Genomic DNA, 25,800 nt, shown 5'->3' with positions numbered 1-25,800 from the left:
TCAGAACGTGCCGCGAACACCCAGCAGCACGGTGTAACCCGGCTCGTAGTACTCGTAGGCGGCGTTGTCGTAGGCGAACGTGGTGCGCAACGGTTCGCTGGTGATGTTGATGACATTCAGCGTGATCTGCGGCTCCGAGCGGATGTTGGCCAGGGTGTAGCTGGCCGACAGGTCGAGCTGGCCGCGCGAGTCGGTCAGCAGGCGGGCAGTCGGGATGCCGTTCTGATTGGCGCCGGAAGAGATGATGTCGTCGGTCCAGGTGTAGGACAGGCGGATCTGGGCGACGTCATTTTCCCAATAGGCGGTGGCATTCCACAGGTTGGGCGCCACGCCGACCGCGACCGCCGGAACACCGGAGCCTTCCGAGCTCTGGTCGACCTTGGTGTAGTTGGCGGTGAAGCCCAGGCCTTCGACCCAGCGATCCAGCGGCTGCACCCAGATCGCTTCGTAACCGGCGATCTTCAGCGTGCCGTCGGCGTTGACCTGCTGCTGCACCTGCACCGTGGCGGCCGTCGGGCCACCGCGCTGGTTGAGTGCGGCCTGCTGGGTCGGGTTCAGGTCCTCGTAGGGGATGCCCAGGTCGGCGAACGGAATCGTGCGCGTGCCCAGGACGGTGAAACCCTCGATGTCCTTGCGGAAGTAGGTCAGGCCGACGAAGCCCTCTGCACCGGTGTACCACTCGCCACCGATGTCGAAGTTGGTCGACAGGTACGGCTGCAGGTCCGGATTGCCCTGCGTGGCCTGCTGCGCCGACGGATCGCTGAAGTTGGTGTTCGGCAGCATGTCGCTCGGATTCGGGCGAGTCAGCGTGCGCGAACCGGACATGCGCAGGACGACGTTCTCGGCCGCATCCCAGGCCAGGTTCATCGACGGCAGCATGTCGTCGTAGTTCGACTTCAGCGTGCGCCATACGCGCGTGGTGCCGGTCTGGACGGGGCCGCTGGTCGTCTGGTCGGTGCTGACATAGCGGACACCGGCGTTGATGCGCAGCGGGCGGTTCCAGACATCGGCCTCGCCGTTGGCCTCGATGTAGGCACCCAGGTTCTGCTCATCGATCGCGCCCGTGGTCGCGGCCGTGTTGGCCGAACCGGACTCCGGTGCGTTGTCACGCAGGCTGTAGTAGTTGGTGTCGTTCTTGAAGCGGTCGAAGTCGACGGTGACGAAACCGAACGGACCCGGGCGCAGGTACGACGCCAGCTCCGGCTGCGGAACGCCCGCCAGCGGGCCGCCTACGCAGGCCGGACGCGGGTTGGGCACGCTGCCATCGGGGTTCAGGCCGCGGCACGCCGCGTCTTCCCAGGCGGCGCTGTTGTCGAAGCCCTGGATGCGGCGCGAGGCCTCGTCGTAGGCGATGCCGACGCGGATGTTGCTCTTGTCCTCGCCGAACTGCAGGTCGGCACGGCCGCCCTTGGTCTCGACGACGCGCTTCTCGTTGTTGATGTTGACGCGGCCACCGGCCCAGGTCCAACCGGCATTGGGATCGTTGAGATCCAGCGGCGTGGTCCAGGTCGGGATGTCGCCGCCGTTGTTGCTGTACTCGACCGTGGTGAACGGCGTGTTGACCAGCACCGTCGGCGATTCGCGGAACAGCCAGCTGCGGCTCATGTTGGCCTGGAAGTCGAGCTTCAGGTCGTCGGAGAACCAGAACGTACCGCCCGGATTGACGTTCCAGAACTTCACGTCCTCGATGTACGGGCGTGCTTCCAGGAAGAACTGGGCGTTGGTGAAGGTGGCGCTGGTGACGACGTTGTTGCTGTCGACCTGCATGTTCAACGGGATGATGTTGCCGTTGCGCCCGATCAGGTTGATGTCGATGCGCTCGTTGGTGCGGTGCGCCTGCGTGTACATCGTGTCGAGGTAGAACTGCGCGCTTTCGCTCGGACGCCATTCCAGCGAGCCGACGAAGGCATCGCGGTCGCGGTCGCCGGACATGTGCACCGGCCGGCCGAGGCGCGGGATCAGCGCTTCGCTGATCTGGTCGATCGACAGGCCCGGGTTGTTGGCGAGCAGGAAGTTGCGGTCGATCAGCGCGCCCGGGGTCAGCCCCGCTCCGGCGGTGTTCGGGACCGTGTCGGGGATGCGCCAGTTGCCACCGCCGCCGGTGTTGCACGCCGCTGGCTGGTTGGTCGCAGGAGTGCCGGCGGGCGGGGTCAGGCCGCACTGGGTGTAGGTCAGGCCGGGGTTGGTCCAGCCGACGCTCTCGAAACCTTCAACGCCGATCTTGCCCTGCACCGACGACAGGCCGACCAGTGCACCAAAGGTGTTGTCGTCATTGGTCCAGCTGCCGATCACCGAGCCGCGCGGGCTGTACTTCTCGCTGGTCTCGTTGTAGTCGGCCTGCAGCTGGTAGGTCAGGTGCGAGCCGGGGTTGTCGAACGGACGCGCACTGCGCATGTCGACCACGCCCGAGACGCCGCCTTCGAGCTGGCTGGCGAGCGGCGTCTTGCTCACCGACAACTGGGTGAAGAACTCGGTCGGGAACAGGTTCAGGTCGACTTCGCGGTTCTGGTTCTGCGCGTTGAGGCCGATGGAGGCCGTCGCGATCGAGGAACCGTTGAGCGTGGTCTTGGTGAAGCTGCTGCCGAGGCCGCGGATGGCGACGTTGAGGCCTTCGCCGTTGACGTCGCGGGTCAGCTGCACGCCAGGAATGCGGTTGAGCGATTCGGCGATGTTGAGGTCGGGGAACTTGCCCATGTCCTCGGCGAACACCGTGTCGGTGACGTTGACGGCGTCGCGCTTGGCCTGGGTCGAATACTCAAGGCTCTTGCGGAAACCGGTCGCGACCACGCGGTCGAGGTTGACCGCATCCTGCGAGCCGGCCGGCGTCTGCGCCGGTGCTGCCGCGGTGTCGGCCTGCGCGACCTGGGTCGGCTGCGCCTGCGTGCTTTCCTGCTGGGTCGTTGCCTGCTGCGTCTGTGCCTGCTCTTGAGCCTGTGCCAGCGCCGAACTGCTGGCCAAGCCGAGCAGGGCAATGCCCAAGGCGCGCGACAAGGCCGTTCTTGCGATATGGATTTGCACCGTACTCCCCTCCCGTTTCTGGTGACTGCGTCTGCGCGCGAACCCTGTCGCTGCGCGGGCGAGTGGCTGGATTTTTGTTGGCTACAACACTGGTGACGCTACAAATCCGTCTGAGGCGATCCGGGCGGATGGTAGCGCTACCATTTTTGCCTCGCACGCTGCATAGCAACATGAGCCGTTTCACCCCTGCCGGCAGGCAGGTTCCCCATGCCCGTTTTCGCAAGATGCGGAACCTATAGCGATTTTCAGTCTGTGACCTTCGTCGAAATGCAGTAGCCCGGCCACTGATTCGTGTGCTAATGCTAGCGCTAACACTCAGCTGACCTGTGTCGAAAAACGCAGGGAAAATCGCGATGACTCGATTCGCCAGACCCGCGCATGACGCGCTGCACCGCAGCATTTTCCCTTGCACCGGTCACGCTGCGGCGACACTGGTGCAGGTCCGGGCGGGGGCGGCATGAGCCAAGCAACCACGACGGCCGGCACCGAGGCGCCGGGAACGAAGGTCGGCATGTACCGCTGGCGCATCTGCGCGATGCTGCTGCTGGCAACCACCATCAACTACATCGACCGCCAGGTGCTCGGCGTGCTGGCGCCGTTCCTGCAGACCGAGATCGGCTGGAACGAGATCGAGTACGGCTACATCGTCACCGCCTTCCAGGCTGCCTACGCCATCGGTCTGCTCTGCGCCGGCGCGATCATCGACCGCCTCGGCACGCGCATCGGCTACGCCATCGCGATCAGCATCTGGAGCCTGGCGGCAATGAGCCATTCGCTCGCCGCCAGCGTGATTGGCTTCGCCGCCGCCCGCTTCGTGCTCGGATTCGGCGAGGCCGGAAACTTCCCGGCCGCGATCAAGACCGTGGCCGAATGGTTCCCGCGCAAGGAGCGGGCCCTGGCCACCGGCATCTTCAATTCCGGCTCCAACATCGGTGCGATCGTCGCGCCGATGATGGTCCCGGTGGTGGCCGCGACCTGGGGCTGGCAGGCGGCGTTCCTGGTCACCGGTGCGCTCAGCGCGGCCTGGCTGGTCGCCTGGCTGCTGATCTACCGCACGCCCGAAGATCAGCCCCGGCTCAGTGCCGGCGAACTGGCCTACATCCGCAGCGATCCGGCGGAACCGGCGGTGCGCGTGCCGTGGTCGCGCATCCTGCGTCATCGCCAGGCGTGGGCGTTCGTCGCCGCCAAGTTCATCACCGACCCGATCTGGTGGTTCTTCCTGTTCTGGCTGCCGAAGTTCCTGCACGCCGAGTACGGCCTGACCCTGCTCGGCCTGGGCCTGCCGCTGATCGTGATCTTCGTGATGGCCGACGTCGGCAGCATCTTCGGCGGCTGGCTCGCCGGACGCTTCATCCGGATGGGCTGGAGCGTCAACCGCGCGCGCAAGACCGCCATGGGCCTGTGCGGCCTGGCGGTGGTGCCGATCGTGTTCGCCGCGCAGGCCAACAACCTGTGGCTTGCGGTCGGCCTGATCGGCCTTGCGACGGCTGGCCACCAGGGCTGGTCGGCGAACGTGTTCACGCTGACCTCCGACATGTTCCCGCGCCGCGCGGTCGCTTCGGTGGTCGGCATCGGCGGCTTCGCCGGCGCGGTCGGCGGGATGATGATCGCCACCTTCACCGGCTTCCTGCTGCAGACCACCGGCAGCTACGTGCCGGTATTCCTGATGGCCGGCTCGGCCTATCTCATCGCACTGCTGGTCGTGCACCTGCTGGCGCCGCGCCTGGAACCGGCGCAGCTGGACGGCGCAGTCGCATGATCGGCTTCATGACCGGCTTCAAGGGGGATTCCATGTTCAAAGCACCGATGCTGGCCGCTCTCGTCACGCTCGCCGCCATGCCGCTGGCGCTGAACGCGCAGGGCGCACCGCTCGCCGCCGGCCAGACGAAGTTCCTGGGCAGCGTCCACAGCCCGACCCAGATTCCCGGTTTCACCGGCTACTGGAACAAGGTCACGCCGGAGAACGCGGGCAAGTGGGGCTCGGTCGAAGCGGTGCGCGACAAGATGGACTGGTCCGGGCTGGACGCGGCCTACCAGTTCGCCAGGAGCCACGGCTTCCCCTTCCAGATGCACGTGATGGTCTGGGGCAACCAGCAGCCGGAGTGGATGGAGAAGCTGCCGGTGGCGGAGCAGCGTGAGGAGATCGAGGAATGGTTCGCCGCGGTGGCCCAGCGCTACCCGGAGCTGGACTACGTCGAGGTCGTCAACGAGCCGCTCAACGACCCGCCGAACAAAGACGACGAAGGCGGCGGCAACTACATCAATGCGCTCGGCGGCAGCGGCGCCAGCGGCTGGGACTGGATCATCGAGTCGTATCGCCTCGCCCGCCGCAATTTCCCGCGCGCCAAACTGCTGATCAACGACTACAACATCACAAACAAGGACGAGAACACCCGGCGCTACCTCGAGATCATCGAGCTGCTGCGCAAAGACAGCCTGGTCGATGGCATCGGCGTGCAGGGCCACGCGTTCGCCACCAAGCCCGACACACCGATGTCGGTGCACCGTGCCAACCTCGACCGGCTCGCCGCAACCGGCCTGCCGATCTACGTGACCGAGCTCGACATCGACGGTGCCACCGACGCGCAGCAGCTCAAGGATTACCAGCGGATCTTCCCGGTGTTCTGGGAGCATCCGGGGGTCAAGGGCATCACCCTGTGGGGCTATCGCCCGGGCATGTGGCGCACGAAAGAGAAGGCCTACCTGGTGCGCAAGGACGGCAGCGAGCGGCCGGCGCTGGCATGGCTGCGTGGTTACGTGCGCAGCGTGACCGGGCCGGCGGCGGACACCGCTGCCACCACCAGGTGATCGGGGCCGGCTGATCCGACCCATCCAATCGCCGGAGCACTGCGAACCCCGCCGCCGGCCAAAGCAACGAAGAGACCCGCACCATGAGCACCACCAAAGCACTGGACCTGCACCCGGATCGACTGTTCCCCGCCGAGGCCGGCGCACGCGCGATCGCGCGACGCCTCTATGGCCAGGTCGCGCAGCTGCCGATCATCAGCCCGCACGGCCACACCGATCCGTCGTGGTTTGCCGGCAACGAGGCGTTCGCCAACGCCACCGAGCTGCTGCTGATCCCGGACCACTACGTGTTCCGCATGCTCTACAGCCAGGGCATCGAGCTGGATGCGCTGGGCATCCCGCGCCGCGACGGTTCACGTTCGCCGGTCGATCCGCGCGCGGCCTGGCGCCTGTTCGCGTCCAATTTCCACCTGTTCCGCGGCACGCCGTCGTCGATGTGGCTCAACCATGTCTTCCACGAGGTGTTCGGCCTGCGCGAGGGCCTGGATGCCGGTAGCGCCGACCGCTACTACGACCACATCACCGCCGCGCTGCAGCAGCCGGCGTTCCGCCCGCGCGCGTTGTTCGACCGTTTCCGCATCGAGCTGCTGGCGACCACCGAATCCCCGCTCGACCCGCTGCAGCATCACGCCGCGATCCGCGACAGCGGCTGGCCGGGCCGCGTGGTCACGGCCTACCGTCCGGACCCGGTGGTCGACCCGGAGCACGAGGAGTTCGCCGCTTCGCTGGAGCGCTTGGGCGAGATCACCGGCGAGAACGTCTACACCTGGGACGGCTACCTGCGCGCACACCGTCAGCGTCGCGCCGCGTTCGCGGCGATGGGCGCCACTTCGACCGACCACGGCCACCCGACCGCCGCCACCGCCGACCTGCCTGCCGACGAAGCGCGCCGCCTGTTCGAGAAAGTCGCGCGCGGCGGTTCGAGCGCGGCCGAAGCCGAACTGTTCCGCGCCCAGGTCCTGACCGAGATGGCCACGATGAGCCTGGACGACGGCCTGGTGATGCAGATTCATCCGGGCTGCTTCCGCAACCACAATGCGCGCCTGTTCGAACGCTTCGGCCGCGACAAGGGCGCGGACATGCCGATGCGCACCGACTACGTCAACGCGCTCAAGCCGCTGCTCGACCGCTTCGGCAACGATCCGCGCCTGCGGGTGATCGTGTTCACCCTCGACGAAAGCACCTATGCGCGTGAACTGGCGCCGCTGGCCGGGCACTATCCGGCGCTGTTCCTCGGTCCGGCGTGGTGGTTCCATGACGCGCCCGAAGGCATGTGGCGCTTCCGCGAGCAGACCCTCAGCAGTGGCGGCTTCTACAACACCGTCGGCTTCAACGACGACACGCGTGCGTTCCTCTCGATCCCGGCGCGCCACGATGTCGCCCGTCGCGTCGACTGCGCCTTCCTTGCCAAGCTGGTCAGCGAGCACCGCATGGACGAGGACGAGGCAGCCGAGCTTGCCGTCGATCTCGCCTATCGCTTGCCCAAGCAGGCCTACAAGCTGTGACGTTGCGGTGCTGCCTTCGCGTGGCGGCTGCGCCGTTGCTCGCGCTGCTGTTCGCGTCTGCGCATGCGGCCGCTGACGACCCGTCGCCGCGCGAGCGCGTTTCGATCAACAGCGGCTGGCGGTTCCACCAGGGCGACCCTGCAGGCCTGACGACGCGCCTGGACTACGACGTGCGGCCGAAGGTGACGGGCAACCAGGACGGCAAGGCCGCCGATGCCCGTCCAGAGGAAGCCGAGAAGCTTGCTGCGCAGGCAGACGGCGTGCTCAAGCCGTGGATCCTGCCCAGTGGCAATGCCTTCATCGGCGACCCGGCACGTCGCCATGCCCGGCCCGCAGGTGATCCGGGCAGCGACGTCGCGTTCGTGCAGACGAACTTCGACGATCGCGACTGGCAGCCGGTCACCCTGCCGCACGACTGGGCGATCGCCGGGCCGTTCCTGCGCGAAGGCCCGTATGGCGGCATGGGCCGGCTGCCCAGCTGGGGAATCGGCTGGTACCGGCGCAAGCTCGACATCCCGGCGAGCGACCGCGGCCGCTCTGTCTTCCTCGATGTAGACGGCGCGATGTCGTACGCGACGGTGTGGCTCAACGGCCATCTCGTCGGTGGCTGGCCGTACGGATACAACTCATGGCGCGTGAACCTGACGCCGTACCTGCGGCCCGGTGGCGACAACCAGCTGGCGATCCGCCTCGACAACCCGCCCGACTCGGCGCGCTGGTATCCCGGTGGTGGCCTGTATCGCAATGTCTGGCTGACGAAAGTCGCTCCGCTGCACGTGGCGCACTGGGGCACGCGGGTGACCACGCCGCAGGTGTCTGGCGAGGCGGCGACGATCCGGCTGGACGTGGTGGTCGACAACGATTCCGCGCGTGCCACCGAGATCGAGGTCGCCACCGAGATCGTTGCGCTCGACGATTCCGGCCAGCGGTCCGGCGACGTGGTTGCCCGCATCGCGCCGATGCGCACGCAGCTGCCGGCGCGTTCCAGCGGGAGCGTCACCGGCTCGACCACCCTCGCCCACCCGCGGCTGTGGGGCCCACCGCCGACACAGCGCCCGAACCGCTATGTCGCCATCACCACGGTTTCGCGCGGCGGCCGCATCGTCGATCGCCACGAGACACCGTTCGGCATCCGTTCCGTCCGCTTCGACGCCAACCAGGGCCTGATCGTCAACGGCGAGCGCATCGTCATCCGCGGCGTCAACAACCACCACGACCTCGGTGCGCTGGGCGCCGCCTTCAACGTCCGCGCGGCGCAGCGCCAGCTCGGGATCATGCGCGACATGGGCGCCAACGCCGTGCGCATGAGCCACAACCCGCCGGCACCGGAGTTGCTCGAGCTGACCGATCGCATGGGGTTGCTGGTGATCGACGAGGTCTTCGATTCCTGGGAACGCAGGAAGACCCCGCTCGACTTCCACCTGATCTTCAAGGACTGGTCTGAGCCCGACCTGCGTTCGATGTTGCGACGCGACCGCAACCACCCGTCGATCATCGCCTGGAGCGTGGGCAACGAAGTCGGCGAGCAGTACACCGGCGACGAAGGCGCGGCGATTGCCAGGCGCCTGCACGACATCGTCCGCGAGGAAGATCCGACCCGGCCGACCACCAACGCCATGAACTGGGCCAAGCCGGACATGCCGCTGCCGGCCGCGCTCGACGTGATCGGCCTGAACTACCAGGGCGAAGGCATCCGCGACACGCCCGAGTTCGAAGGGACCGAGCGCATCCGCACCGTGCCGCAGTACCCCGCGTTCCATGCGAAGTTTCCGGACAAGGCCATCGTCAGCACCGAGACGGCATCGGCGCTGAGCAGCCGCGGCGTGTACCTGTTTCCGGTGACGAAGGAGACCAGCGCGCCAGTCCGCGACGGCCGCGGCGGTGATTCGAAGATCCGCCAGGTCAGCGCGTACGAACTGCATGCCGTCGATTTCGGCTCCAGCGCCGACAAGGTGTTCGCCTCGCTCGACCGCCATCCGTATGTCGCCGGCGAGTTCGTCTGGACCGGGTTCGACTACCTGGGCGAGCCCACGCCCTACTACGACTCGCGCAGCTCCTACTCCGGCATCGTCGACCTGGCCGGCTTCCCGAAGGACCGCTACTACCTGTACCAGGCGCGCTGGCGGCCGGACCTGCCGATGGTGCACGTGCTGCCGCACTGGACCTGGCCGGGGCGCGAGGGCCAGGTCACTCCGGTGCATGTGTTCACCTCCGGCGACGAGGCGGAGCTGTTCGTCAACGGCAAGTCGCAGGGCCGCAGGAAGAAGGGCCCGTACGACTACCGGCTGCGCTGGGACGACGTGGTGTACCAGCCCGGCGAGCTGCGCGTGCAGGCCTACCGCAACGGCAAGCCATGGGCGGACGCGAGCGTTCGCACTGCGGGCGCGGCGGCAAAGCTTGAACTGCAGGCGGATCGCGGCGACATCCGCGCCGACGGCAGCGATCTGTCGTTCGTGACCGTGCGCGTGCTTGACCGCGACGGGCGCCCGGTGCCCAATGCGGCCTCGCGCATCGCGTTCAGCGTGGATGGCCCGGCCGAAATCGTCGCCACCGACAACGGAGATCCCACCGACATGACAGCGTTCCCGTCGCACGAGCGCAACGCGTTCAACGGCCTTGCACTGGTGATCGTGCGCAGCAGGCCGGGCCAGGCCGGCGCGGTGACCGTGCGGGCGATGTCTGCACATTTGCAGGACGCGCAAACCACGGTGCAGGTGCGCTGATGCGTCACCACGTGCTCCAAAGCGCGCTTGTCGCCACACTGCTGGCGGCGGCAACCGCGTGCGCACCCGCGGTCGACCCGGCCGCCACGCACGCATACCCGACCGTTGGGCGGATCACCGTGTACGACGACGCCCTGCGCGCGATCGTCGCGCCTGACGCGCGCATCGAGCGGATCGCCGAAGGCTTCACCTGGTCCGAAGGGCCGCTGTGGATGCAGGACGGCCACTACCTGCTGTTCAACGACGTGCCCGGCAACACGATGTACCGCTGGTCATCGCGCGACGGCCTGGCGGTGTTCCTCAAGCCATCGGGTTACGGCGGCGCGGAACTGGACGGGCTGCGCGAGGCCGGGGCGAATGGGCTGGATGTCGAACCGGCCGGTACGGTGCTGCTCGCCGATTCCGGTTCGCGCCTGATCGCGCGTCTGGACCCGGCGACGAAGCAGAAGACCACGCTTGCCGCGACCTACCAGGGCAAGCGCCTCAACAGTCCCAACGATGTCATCCGCCACCGCAATGGATCGGTGTACTTCACCGATCCGCCGTACGGCCTCAAGGGCATCGACGAATCACCGCTGAAGGAGCAGCCGGTCAACGGCGTCTACCGTCTGGACCGCGACGGCTCGGTGCACCTGATTGAAGGCGGCCTGCGCTTCCCCAACGGGGTCGCACTCTCGCCCGACGAACACACGCTCTACGTGGCCAACTCGGACGAGAAGCATCCGGTGTGGATGGCGTACCGGCTGGACGATCGCGGCGACGTGCTCGACCGGCGCGTGCTTGCCGACGCGTCGGACCTGGTTGCCGCCGGTGCCAGCGGCGCGCCGGACGGGCTATGCCTGTCCAGCGACGGACACCTGTTCGCCTCCGCGCCGGGCGGCCTGCTGGTGATGGATGCCAACTGCAAGCGACTGGGCCTGATCGAGACCGGCTCGCGCGTGTCGAACTGCGCTTTCGGCGACGACGGCCACACGCTGTACCTGACCTCGCACAGCTTCGTGGCGCGCGTGCGCGTGGCGGTCACCGGCCTGGGGTTCCAACGCCCGACCGGTAACCGCGACTGACCGGCGCGGCCGGGCGCGGCGAGCGGCCGCGCTTCTGGCCGCTATAATCGCCCCCGTTCTCCATACTGCTCCGAGGTGTTGCGCCATGCGCCAGTGATGCCGCCGTCGTCTTGACGGCCTGACCGCCTCCACCCCATCCGGGTGGCCCGGACCCTGGCATCTCCTGGAGTACGCATGACCACACCCTTGCTCGCGCTTGAGCGCGTCGCATTTGTCCTGCCTGACGGCAGGCCGCTTTTCACCGATCTCGACGTCCAGCTCGACCAGCGCCGTACCGGCCTGGTCGGTCGCAACGGCGTGGGCAAGAGCGTCCTCGCGCGCATCGTGGCTGGCGACCTGGCGCCAACCGGCGGGCAGTGCCTGCGTGCCGGATCGGTGCATTACCTGCCACAACAGATCGTCCCTGCGCAGGGCGCCAGTGTCGCGTCGGTGGCCGGCGTGCGACCGGTTCTGGACGCACTGGCGCGTATCGAAAACGGCAGCGTGGACGTGGCCGATTTCGATCTGGTCGTCGACCGCTGGGACATGCGCGAGCGCTTCCAGGCCGGACTCATCGAGTGCGGTCTCGGCCAGTTGCGCGCGCACTGGCCTGCCGCCACGCTGAGCGGCGGCGAACTGACCCGCGTTGCGCTGCTCGGGGCGTGGCTGGGCCAAGCCGACTACCTCGTCCTCGATGAACCCAGCAACCATCTCGATCGGGATCAGCGCAGCGCCCTGCTCGACCAGCTGCGCCGATGGCAGCGCGGATTGCTCGTGGTCAGCCACGACCGCGAACTGCTCGAATCGATGGAACGGATTGTCGAACTGACGCCGGGCGGCGCGCACGACTACGCGGGCGGCTATTCGTTCTACGCGCAGGCGCGTGCGCGTCATCAGGCGCAAGCCGAGCGCGACCTGGCAAGAGTGAAACTGGAGCGCCGCCGCGGCGAGGCCGAGATGCGCGAGCAGCGCGAGCGCCAGCAACGCCGCCAGTCGCGCGATGCCCGGCAGGCGCGCGACGCCAACCAGGCCAAGATCCTGCTGGGCAACCTGAAGCAGTGGAGCCAGGCCAGCGCCGGCAAGCTGCAGCACCGCCACGCGGACCTCGCCGCGAAGCGCGAGGAAGACGTGCGCGAAGCGTCCCAGCGTGTGGAATCCGAGCCGGCCGTGGCGTTGTTCGCACCGTTGCCGCCGGCAGCGGCGCAACGTCGCGCGGTGCGCCTGGAGCAGCTGCTATTGCCGTTTGGCACTGCTGCCGCCCATCCGCTCGACCTCGATATCGGCGGCTGCCAGCGCATCGGTCTGGTCGGAGCGAACGGCAGCGGCAAATCGACATTGCTGAAAGTGCTGGCCGGATCGCTGGCGCCTGCTGGCGGCCGCTGCGAGGTCAACGTGCCCGCTGCCTACCTGGGGCAGCAACTGGAAACGCTGGCCGCCCAGGCCTCCCCACTGCAGTCGCTGGCAGATGCGAATCCGACCGCCACCCAGGCCGAGCTGCGGACGCGGCTGGCCTTGCTGGGCTTGCCCGGCGAGGCCGCACTGATGCCGAACGATCACCTCAGCGGCGGGCAGCGCCTCAAGGCTGCGCTGGCGTGCGCCGTGTATCGCGTGCAGCCGGCCGAACTGCTGCTGCTCGACGAGCCCACCAACCATCTCGACCTGGCGTCGGTCGAAGCGTTGGAGGCGATGCTGTTGCGCTATCCCGGTGCGATGGTGGTGGTGTCGCACGACGAGGCATTCCTGCAACGACTGGCGCTGGATGCGCGGCTGGATGCCGGTGCGCAGGGATGGCGGTTGACGTTGATGTAGGTCGCCGAGGCCTGGTCAGTCCGCCAGTGCCCGCCACACCGTCGAGGGCGAGCCGTCGCCGAGCCTGGCGTAGGCTGTACTCACGGCGGAAACGAAACGCGCGTCGCCCGACAGCGGCGCGAACACGGCGTCCAGCGCGAGGAAAGCGTCGACATCCGCCGTCGCATCGCCCGTCGCCTGGCGCCCCACTTCGGCCAGGACGTCCGCCATCGGATCCACCAGCGCCACGCCGTTGCGCGCCTGTCGACGCACGAACTGCATCCACGCCGCCACCGGCAGGCACAGCAGGTCGATCGGATGGCCTGCGGCGAGCGCATCGGCGATCGTGCCCAGCAGCCGCACCGGCAGCTTCTGCGAGCCGTCCCAGGCGATCTGCAGCAGTCGATGCTGGATGGCGGGGTTGCGGAAGCGCGCCAGGATCGCCTCGACGTAAGCGCCGGCGTTGAAGCCGGCTGGCGCCTTGACGTTCGGCACGATGCCGTCGTGCATCAGCCGCTCGACAAAGCCGGCCAGCACCGGCGCGGCCATCGCCTGCGCGACGGTCTCGATGTCCATCAGCGCGCCCAGGTAGGCCAGCGCCGAATGCGGTGCGTTGAGCAGGCGCAGCTTGGCGCGGTCGTAGCCGGCGATGTCGCTGCTCAGGGTCACGCCGACCCGCTCCAACGCCGGCCGGCCGTTGCAGAAGCTGTCCTCGACGACCCACTGCGTGTAGGCCTCGCGCTGAACCGGCCAGGCGTCGGTGCAGCCCAGCTGCGCGGCAACCTTATCGCGCAATGCGTCGTCGGTTGCCGGAGTGATGCTGTCGACCATCGAGCACGGGAAGGCCACCTCCGACTCGATCCAGCGCGCGAGCTCGGGATCGATCTTCCACGCGTACTGCACCACCGCACGCCCCAGCTTGCGACCGTTCTCGGGGAGGTTGTCGCAGCTGAGCACGGTGAACGGCGGCAGCCGCAGCCTGCGCCGCGCCGCCAGTCCCGCCACGAGGTAACCGATGGCGCCGTTGGGCGCGCCCGGCGAGGCGAGGTCGTGGACGATCTCCGGATGGGTCAGGTCGAGGTCCGGGCCTGCCAGGCAATAGCCCTTCTCGGTGATGGTCAGGGTGACGATGCGCACCAGCGGGTCGGCCAGGCGCCGCAGCACCTGCTCGCGTTGCTCGCGCGCGAACAGCAGTTCGCGGATCGAACCGATCACGCGCAGGGACGGGTTCTGCCCGAGCAGCGCCAGTGTGTAGAGGCCGTCCTGCGACTGCAGCGCGTCGCGCACGTCAGGGCTGTTGAGGCTGACGCCGCAGATCGCCCAGTCCGGCTCCCTGGCGAGCACGTCATCGAGATAGACCGCCTGGTGGGCACGATGGAACGCGCCTGCACCAATATGGACGATGCCGATGCGGGTGCCGGCGCGGTCGTAGGCGGGGCGCACGACGCCGGGCGGCAACGTGGCGAGGGCGGACTGGTTCAATCGGTGATTCATGGAGTTCCTTCGAGTTGCCTTTTCCGTCATCCCCGCGAAGGCAGGGATCCAGGGACGTTGCTGTTGCGTAGTTGACGTCCATGGGTTCCCGCCTTCGCGGGAACGACGGTGACATTTACCTGGTTACGCTCAGCTTGACCCTTGCCCTGATGTCCTCGCTCGACGCGCCTACCTGCACCTCATAGCTGCCCGGATCGACCGCGTACGCCTTCTTTCCGACATCGTAGTAACGCAGGTCGACCGACGGATCGAGCGAGAACGTCAGCGTGCGCTCCTCGCCCGGCTGCAGCGTCACGCGCTGGAAGCCACGCAGGTCCTTGCGTGCACGCGGCTGCTTCGGGTCGAGCGCGCGCACGTACAGCTGCACGACCTCGTCACCGGCGCGCTTGCCGCTGTTGCGCACCTTCACCGTCGCTGTCACCGGCTGCTTCGGACCGGCCATGGTCCGGTCCAGGCGCAGGTCCAAGTACGCGAACGTCGTGTACGACAGGCCGTGTCCGAACGGATACAGCGGCTCGCCCTCGAAGTAGCGGTAGGTGCGTCCCTGCATCGAGTAGTCGTCGAATGCCGGCAACTTCTCGTCGGCCTTGTAGAACGTGACCGGGAGGCGACCGGCCGGATTGGCATCGCCGAACAGCACGTCGGCGACCGCGTTGCCGCCGCGCTGGCCCGGGTACCAGGCCATCACGATCGCCGGCACGTTCTGCTTGGCCCAGTCCACCGCCAGCGCGGAGCCGGCAGTCAGCACCATCACCACCGGCTTGCCGGTCGCGTGCAGTGCTTCGAGCAGCTTGCGCTGCGTCGCCGGCAGGCGCATGTCGGTGCGGTCGCCACCGGCGAAACCCGGGTAACTGACCGTCATCTCCTCGCCTTCGACGTCGCCGGTGAGGCCGCCGACGAAGATCACCACGTCGGACTCGCGCGCCACCTGCAGTGCTTCCTCGAACGGCGGCTTGGCCCCGGGCATGCGCCAGGCCAGGCGCACGCCGGCATCGCGCTCGCCGTCGTAGTACTCAAGCTTGAGGTCGTAGCTGCGACCGGCTTGCAGCGTCACCGTGGCGCTGTCGGCGCGCAGGCGGTCGCTGTCCTTCCACTGGTCCAGCACCGGCTTGCCATCCAGGTAGAGGCGGAAACCATCGTTCGCCGATGCTTCCAGCTGGTAGGTGCCCGACACCGGCGGCAGCAGCTGGCCGCTCCAGCGGATGCTGAAGTTGTCCGACGGCACCGATTGCCCGCCGTGCGCCTCACCGCGCGCCATCAGGTTGTCGGTCGGCGAGCCGCGGTCCCAGCGGAAGCCGATCTGCGAATCGACGCGGACCAGGGCCGGCTTGCCCGACAGGTCGCGGCTGCGGAAGTACTCGCCGCGCAGGCCGCGTTCGCTGGAGTCCTTCTCCGGGCGAAGGTACTGCGGTTCGATCAGCGGCGTGGCCGCCGGATCGTCGCGGCCTTCCACCAGGTCGACGCCGCGCGCATGCACCACCTGCGCGTTCGGCGCGGCTTCGCGGATGCCCTGCAGGATGGTCACCGGCGCGGCTGGCGTGCCGTAGTAGTTGCCCAGCAGCGCCATGGTGTCGTCGGCGGTCGGGCCGACCACGGCGATGCGCCTGGTATCGCGCGACAACGGCAGCACGCCGTCGTTCTTCAGCAGCACGATCGATTCCTGCGCGACCTTGCGCGACAGCGCGTCATGCGCCGGCGCCTGGTTGACCGGGTACGGGATGCCGGCCCAGCGGACTTTCTCCGGCGGGTCGAACATGCCCAGGCGCATCCGCGCGGTGAACAGCTGCGTCAGCGCATGGTCGATCTCGGCTTCGCTGATCAGTCCCTTCTTCACCGCAACCGGTAGGGATGGCGTGTAGGTGTCGCCGCAGTCGAGGTTGGTGCCGTTCTTCACCGCCAGCGCCGCGGCCTCCTCCGGCGTGGCGACGATCTTGTGGTGCTTCCAGATGTCGACGATGGCCCAGCAGTCGGAGACGACGTAGCCCTTGAAGCCCCAGTCGCGGCGCAGGGTGTCCTGCAGCAGGAACTTGCTGGCGCTGGCGGACTCGCCGTAGACGCGGTTGTAGGCACCCATCACCGCGTCGACCTGGCCTTCCTTCACCAGCACCTCGAACGCGGGCAGGTAGGTCTCGTACAGGTCCCGTTCGCTGGGGCGCGCGTCGAAGGTATGGCGATCGGCTTCGGGACCGCTGTGCACGGCGAAGTGCTTGGCGGTGGCGTCGAGCTTGCGGTACTTCGGGTCATCGCCCTGCAGGCCCTTGACGAACGTCACGCCCATGCGCGCGGTGAGGTACGGATCCTCGCCGTAGGTTTCCTGGCCGCGGCCCCAGCGCGGGTCGCGGAAGATGTTGATGTTGGGCGACCAGAACGTCAGGCCCTGATAGCGGCCGTGCTGCCCCTGCCGCGCGAACTCGTGGTGCTTGGCGCGTGCTTCGTCGCTGATCACGGTGGCGGTCTGGCTCATCAGCGGGACATCGAAGGTCGCCGCCATGCCGATCGCCTGCGGGAACACGGTGGCCGCACCGGCGCGCGCGACGCCATGCAGCGCTTCGTTCCACCAGTCGTAGGCCGGCACGCCGAGGCGCTCGATGGCGGGCGCGCCGTTCTGCATCTGCGCGGCCTTCTCTTCGAGGGTCATGCGCGAGACGAGGTCGGCGGCGCGCTCCTCGAAGCTGCGGTTGAGGTCGAGGTAGCCCGGCGCCTTCACGTCGGCCATGGCAGGCGCGCAGAACCCCTGCGCGCTGGCGGCAAACAGCACGGCCGCGATGACCGCGTGCAAGGATGCACCCACTTCTCTTCTGCAGCCGTCATACCCGCGAAGGCGGGGATCCAGGGACGCTGCTCGTGAAGTGACAACGTCCATGGATTGCCGCCTGCGCGGCAATGACGAACAGAAATCTTCGCGGCGAATCTCATTCATTTGTCCGTCTCCACACTCGCATAGGGGCCCACCACCGCGCCAACGAATCCGCCGGCGACATCGGTGCTGAGGATGGTGCCGTCGTCATTTCGCCGCAGCCACTGCCAGCCCTTGCCGTCGGCATCGAAGGCGAACGAGTAGGCACCGCTGTCACCGGCGATCTTCAGTTTCAATGTCTTCGCGTCGGCAGCGATCGTCCTGGTAGCGACGGTGCTGGCCTTGCCGTCGCTGCTGCGCTGAAGGAACAGCTCGAGGCCGGCGGCGACGCGGCGCACACCCAGGAAGTACCAGTAGCGCTCGTTCTGGAACGCGGCGATGCCGGCGTCCGTGCCCTGCTCCACCGGCACCGTCAGCGCGGTACTCGCCTCGAAGGCAAGGTGCTGCTGCCGCCGTGCCAGGAACGACGGATTGCGCAACGTGTCCAGCCCTTCGGCCAGCGGATGGATCGTCAGCTGGCCACGCCTGGCGGCCAGGTCGGCCCAGGGCTGCTTCGGTACGCGCACATGCATCCACGCGCGATCGAGCGCGGGCTTGTCGAACTCGTCGCGCCAGGTGAAGTTGCCGGTCATCGGCGCCTGCGACTTGCCGCGTTCCATGAAGGCCGGACCCGGCAGGACCTGCGGGATCGCGCGCCCGTGATCGAGGATGACCGGCCATCCATCCTTCCACGTCACCGGCAGCAGGTAGGTCTCGCGGCCGGTGTTGTAGTGCACGCCGCCATAGTTGCGGCTGGCGAGGAAGATCGCCCACCAGCTGCCGTCGAGCCCTTCGACCAGGTCGGCATGGCCGGCGTTGGTGATCGGATTCGCGCGCGCCGGGTCGAGATCGCGCTGGGTCAGGATGGGATTGCCCGGGTAAGGCGCGTACGGCCCCCACACCGTGCGGCTGCGCAGCACGACTTGCGAGTGATCCGGGCCGGTGCCGCCCTCGGCGCAGACCAGGTAGTACCAGCCCTCGCGCTGGTAGATGTGTGGGCCTTCGATCCAGATCGGGTTCTTCGACGGATCGACACCGCCGTCGATCAGCACCTTGCGCGGACCGACCGGCTTGCGCTGCGCCAGGTCGAACTCCTGCATCCAGATCGCACGATGACCGTCGTAGCGCGGCTTGCCTTCCGGTTCGCCGTTGTTGAGCAGGTAGGTCTTGCCGTCGCGGTCGAAGAACAAGGACGGGTCGATGCCGTCGATGGTCGGCAGCCAGACCGGATCCGACCACGGGCCAGCCGGATCCTTCGCCGTCACCAGGAAGTTGCCGCCGTTGTCGACCGCGGTGTTGACGACGTAGAAGATGCCGTCGTGGTAGGCGATCGTCGGTGCGAACACGCCGCGCGACATGCCCAGGCCGTCGAAGTCCAGCTGTGACGGCCGCTCGATCGCATTGCCGATCTGGGTCCAGTGCACCAGGTCCCGGCTCTCGAATACCGGGATGCCCGGGAAGTAGCTGAAGCTGGAGTTGACCAGGTAGTAGCGGTCACCGGCGCGCACCACCGCCGGGTCCGGATGGAATCCGGCGAGCACCGGGTTGCGGTAGCTGCCCTTCGGCAACGGCTGCTCGAACGTCGCGTCGTGACCTTCGTATTCGAACCAGTCGAACAGCACCGGTTCGCCCGCGTGTGCCGTTGCCGCCGACACGGCCAGCAGCCATGGGCAGATCCGCCTGAGTAGCCGCCACATGGCCATCACCAGTCCCACATCGCGCCGTCTTCCAGGCGCGCGATCGGCAACTGCTTGGGCGAGTACGGGTAGCGCGCGGCGAGCTTCTCGTCGATGGTGACGCCGTGGCCCGGGGTGTCGCCGACGTGCAGGCGTCCGTCGCGGAACACGTAGTCGTGCGGGAACACTTCGTTGGCCTCTTCGGAATGGAACATGTACTCCTGGATGCCGAAGTTCGGCACCCAGGTATCGAAGTGCAGGGCCGCGCCCATGCACACCGGCGAAAGGTCGGTGGCGCCGTGGAAGCCGGTGCGCACCTGGTGCAGTCCGGCGAAGTCGGCCAGGCGGCGCAGATGCGTGATGCCGCCGCCGTGCACGATGGTCGTGCGGATGTAATCGATCAGCTGGTTCTCGATCAGGTGCTTGCAGTCCCAGATCGAATTGAATACCTCGCCCACCGCCAGCGGCGTGACCGAGTGCTGGCGGATCAGCTCGAACGACTTCTGGTTCTCCGCCGGCGTGGCGTCCTCCAGCCAGAACAGGCGGTACGGCTCGACGTCGCGGGCCAGGCGCGCGGCTTCGATCGGGCTCAGCCGGTGGTGGACGTCGTGCAGCAGCTCGACGTCGTTGCCGTGGTCGGCGCGCAGGCGCTCGAAGAGCTTTGGCACCACTTCCAGGTACTTCGGCGTCGACCACACCGTCTCGGCAGGCAGTTCGCTTTCGGCCGGCTCATAGGGCTTGCCACCGCTGGAGATGCCGTAGGCCTTCTTCACGCCGGGCACGCCGCACTGCGCGCGCACGGCGAGGAAGCCTTTCTCGCGGTACTTGCCGACTTCCTCGCTGGCCTCGCTGATGTCGCGGCCATTGGCGTGGGCGTAGACCAGCGCGCCTTCGCGCGAGCGTCCGCCGAGCAGCTGGTACAGCGGCAGGCCGGCCATCTTGCCGAGGATGTCCCACAGCGCGACGTCGACCGCGGCAATGGCGGTCATCGTCACCGGGCCCCGGCGCCAGTAGGCGCCGCGATAGAAGAACTGCCAGATGTCCTCGATGCGGCCGGCATCGCGGCCGATCAGGTTCGGCACCAGGTGGTCCTGAAGGTAGGACGCCACCGCCAGCTCGCGGCCGTTGAGCGTCGCATCGCCGAGGCCGACCACGCCCGAGCGGGTCTCGATCCGCAGCGTGACGAAGTTGCGCCCCGGGCAGGTGACGATGACGCGCGCATCGACGATCTCGCGGTCACGCGAGGAGCCGTGCGTAGTGGTTTCGGTTTGGGGGTTCGTGCTCATCATCGAATCACTCGGGCTGGATGCAGTTACTTGATCGGGGTTTCGAACGGACCCGCCGGCAGGCCGGCGCCGTCAAAGAGGGTGCAGACCGGGCCATCGGCCCAGCAATAACGCACGCGCGTGACATCCACTGCGTTCGGCGCGCGCAGCGTCACCGTGTCGCCACTGATGCGGGCATCGGCGTAGTGGCAGCTGTCCTTCGCCGCGCCACACAGTTCGAAGCCGATCGGACCGTCAGCGCCGAATGCGACCAGGCCATTGCTGACGTCGGCGAAGACCAGCTTCACCGCACCGCCCTCGCGCGTGGCCGACGCCGGCACTGGCCCAGACGGCGGCTGCTTGCCGCGATAGATCACGTGGCGCGCGGCGCGGGCGAGACGGCGTCCGAGTTCCTGCTTGTTCGGCGGATGGATGTCGTAGCGGTCGCCGATGTCGATCGCCACCGCCAGGCCGCTATTGGCATCCTCGTTGGCGACGATGCGCTGCGCTTCGCGCAGTTCGGCCCAACCGCTTTCGGTTGGCTGCGGCTTGGGCATGCCAAAGCCGGCCAGCTGGATGACCAGCACCGGCAGGTCGGCGCCGAAGCGCGAGCGCCAGTCCTTGCGCCACATGCGCAGCAGGTCGGCATAGCGGTCGGCTTCGAAGGTGTTCGACTCGCCCTGGTACCAGAGCATGCCGCGGAAACCGTACTTGCCGATCGGCGCGATCATGCCGTTGTAGAGCGTCGACAGGCCTGCGGCGGTCTGCCACGGCGCGCGGGGCGGCCAGTCGTGGCCCGGGGCCGGGCGGTACTTCCACGCCGGATCGAGCGGCACGCTCGTGCCGTCCTTGAACCGGATCGCATACGCCGATGCCGGACCGCTCATGCCACCGGCGCGATAGGTGTCGAGCACGTTGATGGTGACCGAGTTGTCGCCGGCCTTCAGCAATCCCGGCGGCAATGGGTACTCGCGTCCGGAGCCTGGTCCATACGTGCTGCCGACGCCATGGCCGTTGACCCAGGTCATGTCGACTTCATCGATCGAACCCAGCAGCAGCACCGCGTCCTGCGCGGCCTGCTGTCCGGTGAGTTTTACAGAGGTGCGGAACCAGACCAGGCCGTCGTATTCGGCCAGGTCCTTCACGCCCCACTCCTCCCACGGACCCAGCGCGCGCGGCGCGTTGCGCCAGCCTTCGGTTGCGGCGTAATTGGCCGCCCACGGCTCATCGCCAGCCTTGAACTCCTTGCGACCGCGCCACCACTTGGCCCAGACCTCGCCCCATTGACCGACCGCGGCAATAGGGTCACGCGAGTAAGCCGCCAGCACGTCGAGCTCGTCGTCGTACTGGCCCGAGGCACGCAGCGCCTCGCCGCTGGTCCAGGCCTGGATGCGCGAGCCGCCCCAGGCCGCGGTGACCAGGCCCATCGGCACCTTGACGGTCTTCTGCAGTTCGCGCGCGTAGTAGAAGCACGCCGCGGAGAAATCCGGCACGGTCTCCGGTGACGCCTTGAGCCACTTCACCTGGGTGGCGAAGTGTTCCAGCGGCGTGACGCTGCCGGTTTCGCCGACGGTGAGCATGCGGATGCTGTCGTTGCCCGATCCGGCGATCTCGGCGCGCGAGTCCAGCGTGCGATGCACCTGCAACACCATGTTGGACTGGCCGGAGCACAGCCAGACCTCGCCGACCATCACGTCGTCGACGGTCTGTTTCATGCCGCCCTGCGCGCTCAAGTTGAGCGTGTACGGGCCGCCCGCCGCCATCGGCGGCAAGGTCGCCTGCCAGCGGCCGTTCTCGTCGGCGCGGGCATTGGCCTGCTTGCGCGCGAGTGTCACCTTCACCACCTGCCCCGGCCCCGCCTGCCCCCACACCCGGATCGGTGCATTGCGCTGCAGGACTGCGTGGTCCTGGAACATCTCGTGCAGCAGCGGTGCCGGCCTGCGCTCGGTCGTCGTCGTACCGGGCTGGTCCTGCAATGGTTCGTGGGCGTTGCTGCCGGCGTGTGCCGCCGATGCCGCCAACAGCGCCAGCACGAGCGCGCCGGCACGCGGGAGACGCAATGGGTTCGATGCGGTGGATTTCATGCTGGCTCAGTGACCCGGCGCAAAGGGAAAGGAAAGTGCCTCGTAGTACTCGAGCGGATGCGCGGGCGCCGCCTGGCCTTCCGGCAACGGCCGCTGCGAGAACGTCTGGAAGTAGGCGATGCTGGCGTCGCGCCACCACTGCGCCTCCTTCTCCTGGATCGACAGGAAGGTGGCGATCTGGGCGTGGCGCTCGGCATCGATGCGGCCGCCCAGCCCCTGCCAGGTCTGCTCCATCTGCTTCACGCCGTCGACGCCGTGCGTGTAGCGGTTCACAAGCTCGTCCCAAAGGGTGCGGCCAGACTGCGTGCGGTAATCCCACGGCACGTGGTGGAACCAGAGCAGGTACTTCTCCGGCACGCGCTCGGTATCGCCGAACTCACGCGCCACCGGCGGCGCGTACTGGGCCACGGCATTGGTGCCGCTGGCACTGCGGTCGAAGCCGATGCCGTCGCGGTTGGCGCGGTGGTAGTAGACCGAGGTCCAGTCGGCGCGCGGTCCGCCCGACACCCAGGGACCGGGACCATAGTGGTGACCGTTGCCCATCAGGTGATGCAGGCCGAGCGGCGTCATGTAGTCGACCACCGCTTCGCGCGAGCCCATCATCATCCCGACGATCGGGTTCACCACGTCGGCGTCGTTGGAGAACGTCATCCGCGCCCATTCCTCGGCGATAGGTTTGGCCTTGAGCGACGGATCCCAGGCCATGCGTCCGAAGACATACCAGTTGGCCTGGTCGAACTGCGATCCGCTCCAGTTGCGGTCCGAACCGATGTTGGCGACGCCGGCCATGCCGGTCAGCGCGTACTTGTGCAGCGAACCGTCAACGACCTTGGCTACGGTCGAACCCTTGCCGCGACGGTGGGTGTCGGCTTCCAGGGTCTCCTGGTACATCGGCCCCAGATAGGCCAGGTGCGTGGCGAAGCCCAGGTACTCCTTGGTGATCTGGAACTCCATCATCAGCGGCGTCTTCGGCATCGCGCCGAACAGCGGATGGAACGGCTCGCGCGGCTGGAAGTCGATGGCGCCGTTCTTGACCTGCACGATGACGTTGTCGCGGAACTTGCCGTCGAGCGGCACGAACTCGCTGTAGGCCTGCTTGGCGCGGTCGTCCGGCTCCTCGTGCGAGTAGACGAACGCACGCCACATCACCACGCCGCCGTGCGGCTTGACCGCGTCGGCGAGCATGTTGGCGCCGTCGGCGTGTGTGCGGCCGTAATCCTGTGGGCCGGGCTGGCCCTCGGAGTTGGCCTTGACCAGGAAGCCGCCGAAGTCGGGAATGACCTTGTAGATCTCGTCGGCCTTGTCGCGCCACCAGCGCTGCACCTGCGGATCGAGCGGGTCGGCGGTCTTGAGTCCACCGACCTCGATCGGCGCGCTGAAGCGCGCACTGAGGTAGACGCGGATGCCATAGGGCCGGAACACGCCGGCCAGCGCCGCCGCCTTCTCCAGGTACATCGGCGTCAGGCTCAGCGCGTTGGCGTTGACGTTGTTCAGCACGGTGCCGTTGATGCCGAGCGAGGCATTGGCGCGGGCGTAATCGGTGTAGCGCGGGTCGAGGTAGTCGGGCAGCTTGTGCCAGTCCCAGATCGATTCGCCGGCGTAGCCGCGTTCGACCGAACGGTCCAGGTTGTCCCAGTGGTTGAGCACGCGCAGTTGCGCGCGCGGGGCCTGGCGCAGGTCGAGCGCTGCCAGCGGCTGCGCGGTCTGCACCAGGCGCAGGAAATGGAACGCGCCGTAAAGCGCACCGACGTCTTCATTGGCGGCAATGACCGTGGCGCGATGACCGTCGACGCTGACGCTGCGGATCAGGTAGCCCTCCCGGCCCAGGTCCTGCAGCTTCAGGCGCAGCCCGGCCACCAGCGGCGAGGAGGCCGGCGTGCCGACGATGACGGCACCGTCTGCGCTGACCGGATCCGATACCGCCGGTGCCGTGCCCAGCAGCCCGGACAGGCCGCGCAGCAGTTCGTTACGGGTCGCGGCCTGGGTCGGCGTCGAAGCGGCCATGACCAGCTGCGAGGCCTGCGCGCGGTAGGCCGCGGCACGATCGGCAGGCAGTGGCCGGTAGCGCAGCCACAGGTCGTAGCCATCCTCGGCGTGCGCGACCGGCGCCGCCGACAGCGCCGCGAACAGGGCCACCATGGCGACACCGGCCAGGCCCAGGCGATGGAAGGCCTGGCGCAGCCGCCGCTTCGTCCCCGCCATCGGCGGCGTGCGTTCGCTGCTGGCAGCGGTTGTCGGTACCATGTGGTTTGCTGTCATGCCTTGTCCGATGTCACGTTGGTTGTGCTCGCGTTGATTGAGACCACGTTGGTGAGAACGTCTGCGCCGACCCAAGCAGAGCGAAGGAAGGAACGTTGGAGAAGCCCAAGAAATCGGTCCGCCGCAAGGGACGCGCCGTCACCATCGACGAGGTCGCGGCGCTCGCCAACGTCTCGCCTATGACCGTGTCGCGCGTCGTCAATGGCTACGGCAAGGTCCGCGAGTCCACCCGCGAGCGCGTCACCCAGGCCGTGCGCGAGCTGGGCTACACGCCCAACCAGGCCGCCAGCTCGCTGGCCGCGGCGCAGGACACCCGCATCGCGCTGATCTACACCAACCCCAGCGCCGCGTACCTGCGCGAGCTGCTGGTGGGTGCGCTGAACGGTGCATCGCGTACCGCGGCGCAGCTGGTCATCGACACCTGGGAAAACTTCGACGCCGAGCAGCAGCGCCATGCCGCGCGTGCGCTGGCCAAGACCGTGGCCGGCGCGATCCTGCCGCCGCCGCTGTGCGAATCCAAGGCGGTGGTTTCGGAACTGGTCAGCGCCGGCGTATCGGTGGTGGCGATTGCGTCGGGTCGCTTCAGCCAGGAAATCTCCAGCGTCCGCATCGACGACTTCCATGCCAGCCGCGAGATCACCGCGCACCTGATCGCGCTCGGCCATACCCGCATCGGCTACATCAAGGGCAATCCGAACCAGACTGCCAGCGCGCGCCGATACGAGGGTTTCCAGGCCGCAATGAGCGAAGCCGGTATCGCGCTGGATTCGGCTCTGGTCCAGCAGGGCTACTTCACCTATCGCTCGGGTCTCGACGCCACGGAAAAGCTGCTGGGGCTGCGCAAGCCACCCACCGCGATCTTCGCCAGCAACGACGACATGGCCTCGGCGGTCATCTCGGTCGCGCACCGGCGGGGGCTCGACGTGCCGCGCGACCTGTCGGTTGTCGGCTTCGACGACACCTCGGCCGCGACCACGGTATGGCCGGAACTCACCACCATCCACCAGCCGATCGCCTCGATGGCCGATTCGGCGGTCGACATCCTGCTGCGCAACATCCGCCGCAAGGATCGCAACACGCGCGTGGTGGTCGACCATGTCCTGCCCCACCAGCTCGTGTCGCGCGACTCGGTCGCGCCGCCGGCCAAGCCGGGCGACGCCAAGGACCCTTGAGGTCTGCGCCGCCGGCTTGATCCGAACGTCATGCATGCGTACGTCATGCATGCGTACGTCCGGCAGTGG

The 25,800-nt window shown here is 67.8% G+C and carries 14 protein-coding genes; 7 read left to right on the top strand and 7 right to left on the bottom strand.

Annotation, left to right across the window (positions count from 1 at the left end; genetic code table 11):
- Entirely contained in the window at positions 1-3,018 is a 3,018-nt protein-coding gene (locus MNR01_RS13555; RefSeq protein WP_241918296.1) for a TonB-dependent receptor, read from the bottom strand.
- 457 nt (positions 3,019-3,475) lie between these two features.
- Between MNR01_RS13555 and MNR01_RS13550 the strand changes: the two genes are divergently transcribed.
- The 6 genes from MNR01_RS13550 to MNR01_RS13525 all read left to right on the top strand — a co-directional run bounded on the left by MNR01_RS13550 (position 3,476) and on the right by MNR01_RS13525 (position 12,906).
- Entirely contained in the window at positions 3,476-4,777 is a 1,302-nt protein-coding gene (locus tag MNR01_RS13550; protein ID WP_241918295.1) for an MFS transporter, read from the top strand.
- 77 nt (positions 4,778-4,854) lie between these two features.
- On the top strand, positions 4,855-5,826 hold the full coding sequence (locus MNR01_RS13545; protein ID WP_241920630.1) for an endo-1,4-beta-xylanase: 972 nt from the start codon (positions 4,855-4,857) through the stop codon (positions 5,824-5,826).
- Positions 5,827-5,909: 83 nt separating this feature from the next.
- The gene (uxaC, locus tag MNR01_RS13540) at positions 5,910-7,331 is read left to right on the top strand and encodes a glucuronate isomerase (protein WP_241918294.1); all 1,422 of its coding nucleotides are present in this window, start codon (positions 5,910-5,912) and stop codon (positions 7,329-7,331) included.
- A 20-nt stretch (positions 7,332-7,351) separates the two neighbouring features.
- Entirely contained in the window at positions 7,352-10,054 is a 2,703-nt protein-coding gene (gene galB / locus MNR01_RS13535; protein ID WP_241918293.1) for a beta-galactosidase GalB, read from the top strand.
- Entirely contained in the window at positions 10,054-11,118 is a 1,065-nt protein-coding gene (locus MNR01_RS13530) for an SMP-30/gluconolactonase/LRE family protein (protein ID WP_241918292.1), read from the top strand. The genes galB and MNR01_RS13530 overlap by 1 nt, the downstream gene beginning before the upstream one ends.
- Positions 11,119-11,292: 174 nt before the next feature.
- Positions 11,293-12,906 (top strand): ABC-F family ATP-binding cassette domain-containing protein, encoded by a 1,614-nt coding sequence (locus MNR01_RS13525; RefSeq protein ID WP_241918291.1) that lies wholly within the window; start codon positions 11,293-11,295, stop codon positions 12,904-12,906.
- A gap of 15 nt (positions 12,907-12,921) precedes the next feature.
- On the opposite strand, the gene MNR01_RS13520 is transcribed toward MNR01_RS13525, so the two are convergent.
- The 6 genes from MNR01_RS13520 to MNR01_RS13495 all read right to left on the bottom strand — a co-directional run bounded on the left by MNR01_RS13520 (position 12,922) and on the right by MNR01_RS13495 (position 24,439).
- Positions 12,922-14,379, bottom strand: coding sequence for a mannitol dehydrogenase family protein (locus MNR01_RS13520; protein ID WP_241918290.1), 1,458 nt, complete (start codon positions 14,377-14,379; stop codon positions 12,922-12,924).
- Positions 14,380-14,494: 115 nt separating this feature from the next.
- Positions 14,495-17,095: a glycoside hydrolase family 3 protein gene (locus tag MNR01_RS13515; RefSeq protein ID WP_241920629.1), complete on the bottom strand. Its 2,601-nt coding sequence runs from the start codon at positions 17,093-17,095 to the stop codon at positions 14,495-14,497.
- Positions 17,096-17,295: 200 nt separating this feature from the next.
- Positions 17,296-18,972, bottom strand: coding sequence for a glycoside hydrolase family 43 protein (locus MNR01_RS13510; protein WP_241918289.1), 1,677 nt, complete (start codon positions 18,970-18,972; stop codon positions 17,296-17,298).
- A gap of 5 nt (positions 18,973-18,977) precedes the next feature.
- Positions 18,978-20,237 (bottom strand): D-mannonate dehydratase ManD, encoded by a 1,260-nt coding sequence (manD, locus tag MNR01_RS13505; RefSeq protein WP_241918288.1) that lies wholly within the window; start codon positions 20,235-20,237, stop codon positions 18,978-18,980.
- Positions 20,238-20,263: 26 nt separating this feature from the next.
- Positions 20,264-22,300 (bottom strand): sialate O-acetylesterase, encoded by a 2,037-nt coding sequence (locus tag MNR01_RS13500; protein ID WP_241918287.1) that lies wholly within the window; start codon positions 22,298-22,300, stop codon positions 20,264-20,266.
- A gap of 6 nt (positions 22,301-22,306) precedes the next feature.
- Complete coding sequence (locus MNR01_RS13495; protein WP_241920628.1) at positions 22,307-24,439, bottom strand: alpha-glucuronidase family glycosyl hydrolase; 2,133 nt, start codon at positions 24,437-24,439, stop codon at positions 22,307-22,309.
- A gap of 215 nt (positions 24,440-24,654) precedes the next feature.
- Between MNR01_RS13495 and MNR01_RS13490 the strand changes: the two genes are divergently transcribed.
- The gene (locus tag MNR01_RS13490) at positions 24,655-25,731 is read left to right on the top strand and encodes a LacI family DNA-binding transcriptional regulator (RefSeq protein ID WP_241918286.1); all 1,077 of its coding nucleotides are present in this window, start codon (positions 24,655-24,657) and stop codon (positions 25,729-25,731) included.
- The last annotated feature ends 69 nt before the right edge of the window (positions 25,732-25,800 follow it).

Source organism: Lysobacter sp. S4-A87 (genome assembly GCF_022637455.1).
Classification (GTDB): Bacteria; Pseudomonadota; Gammaproteobacteria; order Xanthomonadales; family Xanthomonadaceae; genus Lysobacter_J.
The sequence above is the reverse complement of the archived record's forward strand: the minus strand, read 5'-3'. Positions and strand labels throughout refer to the sequence as shown.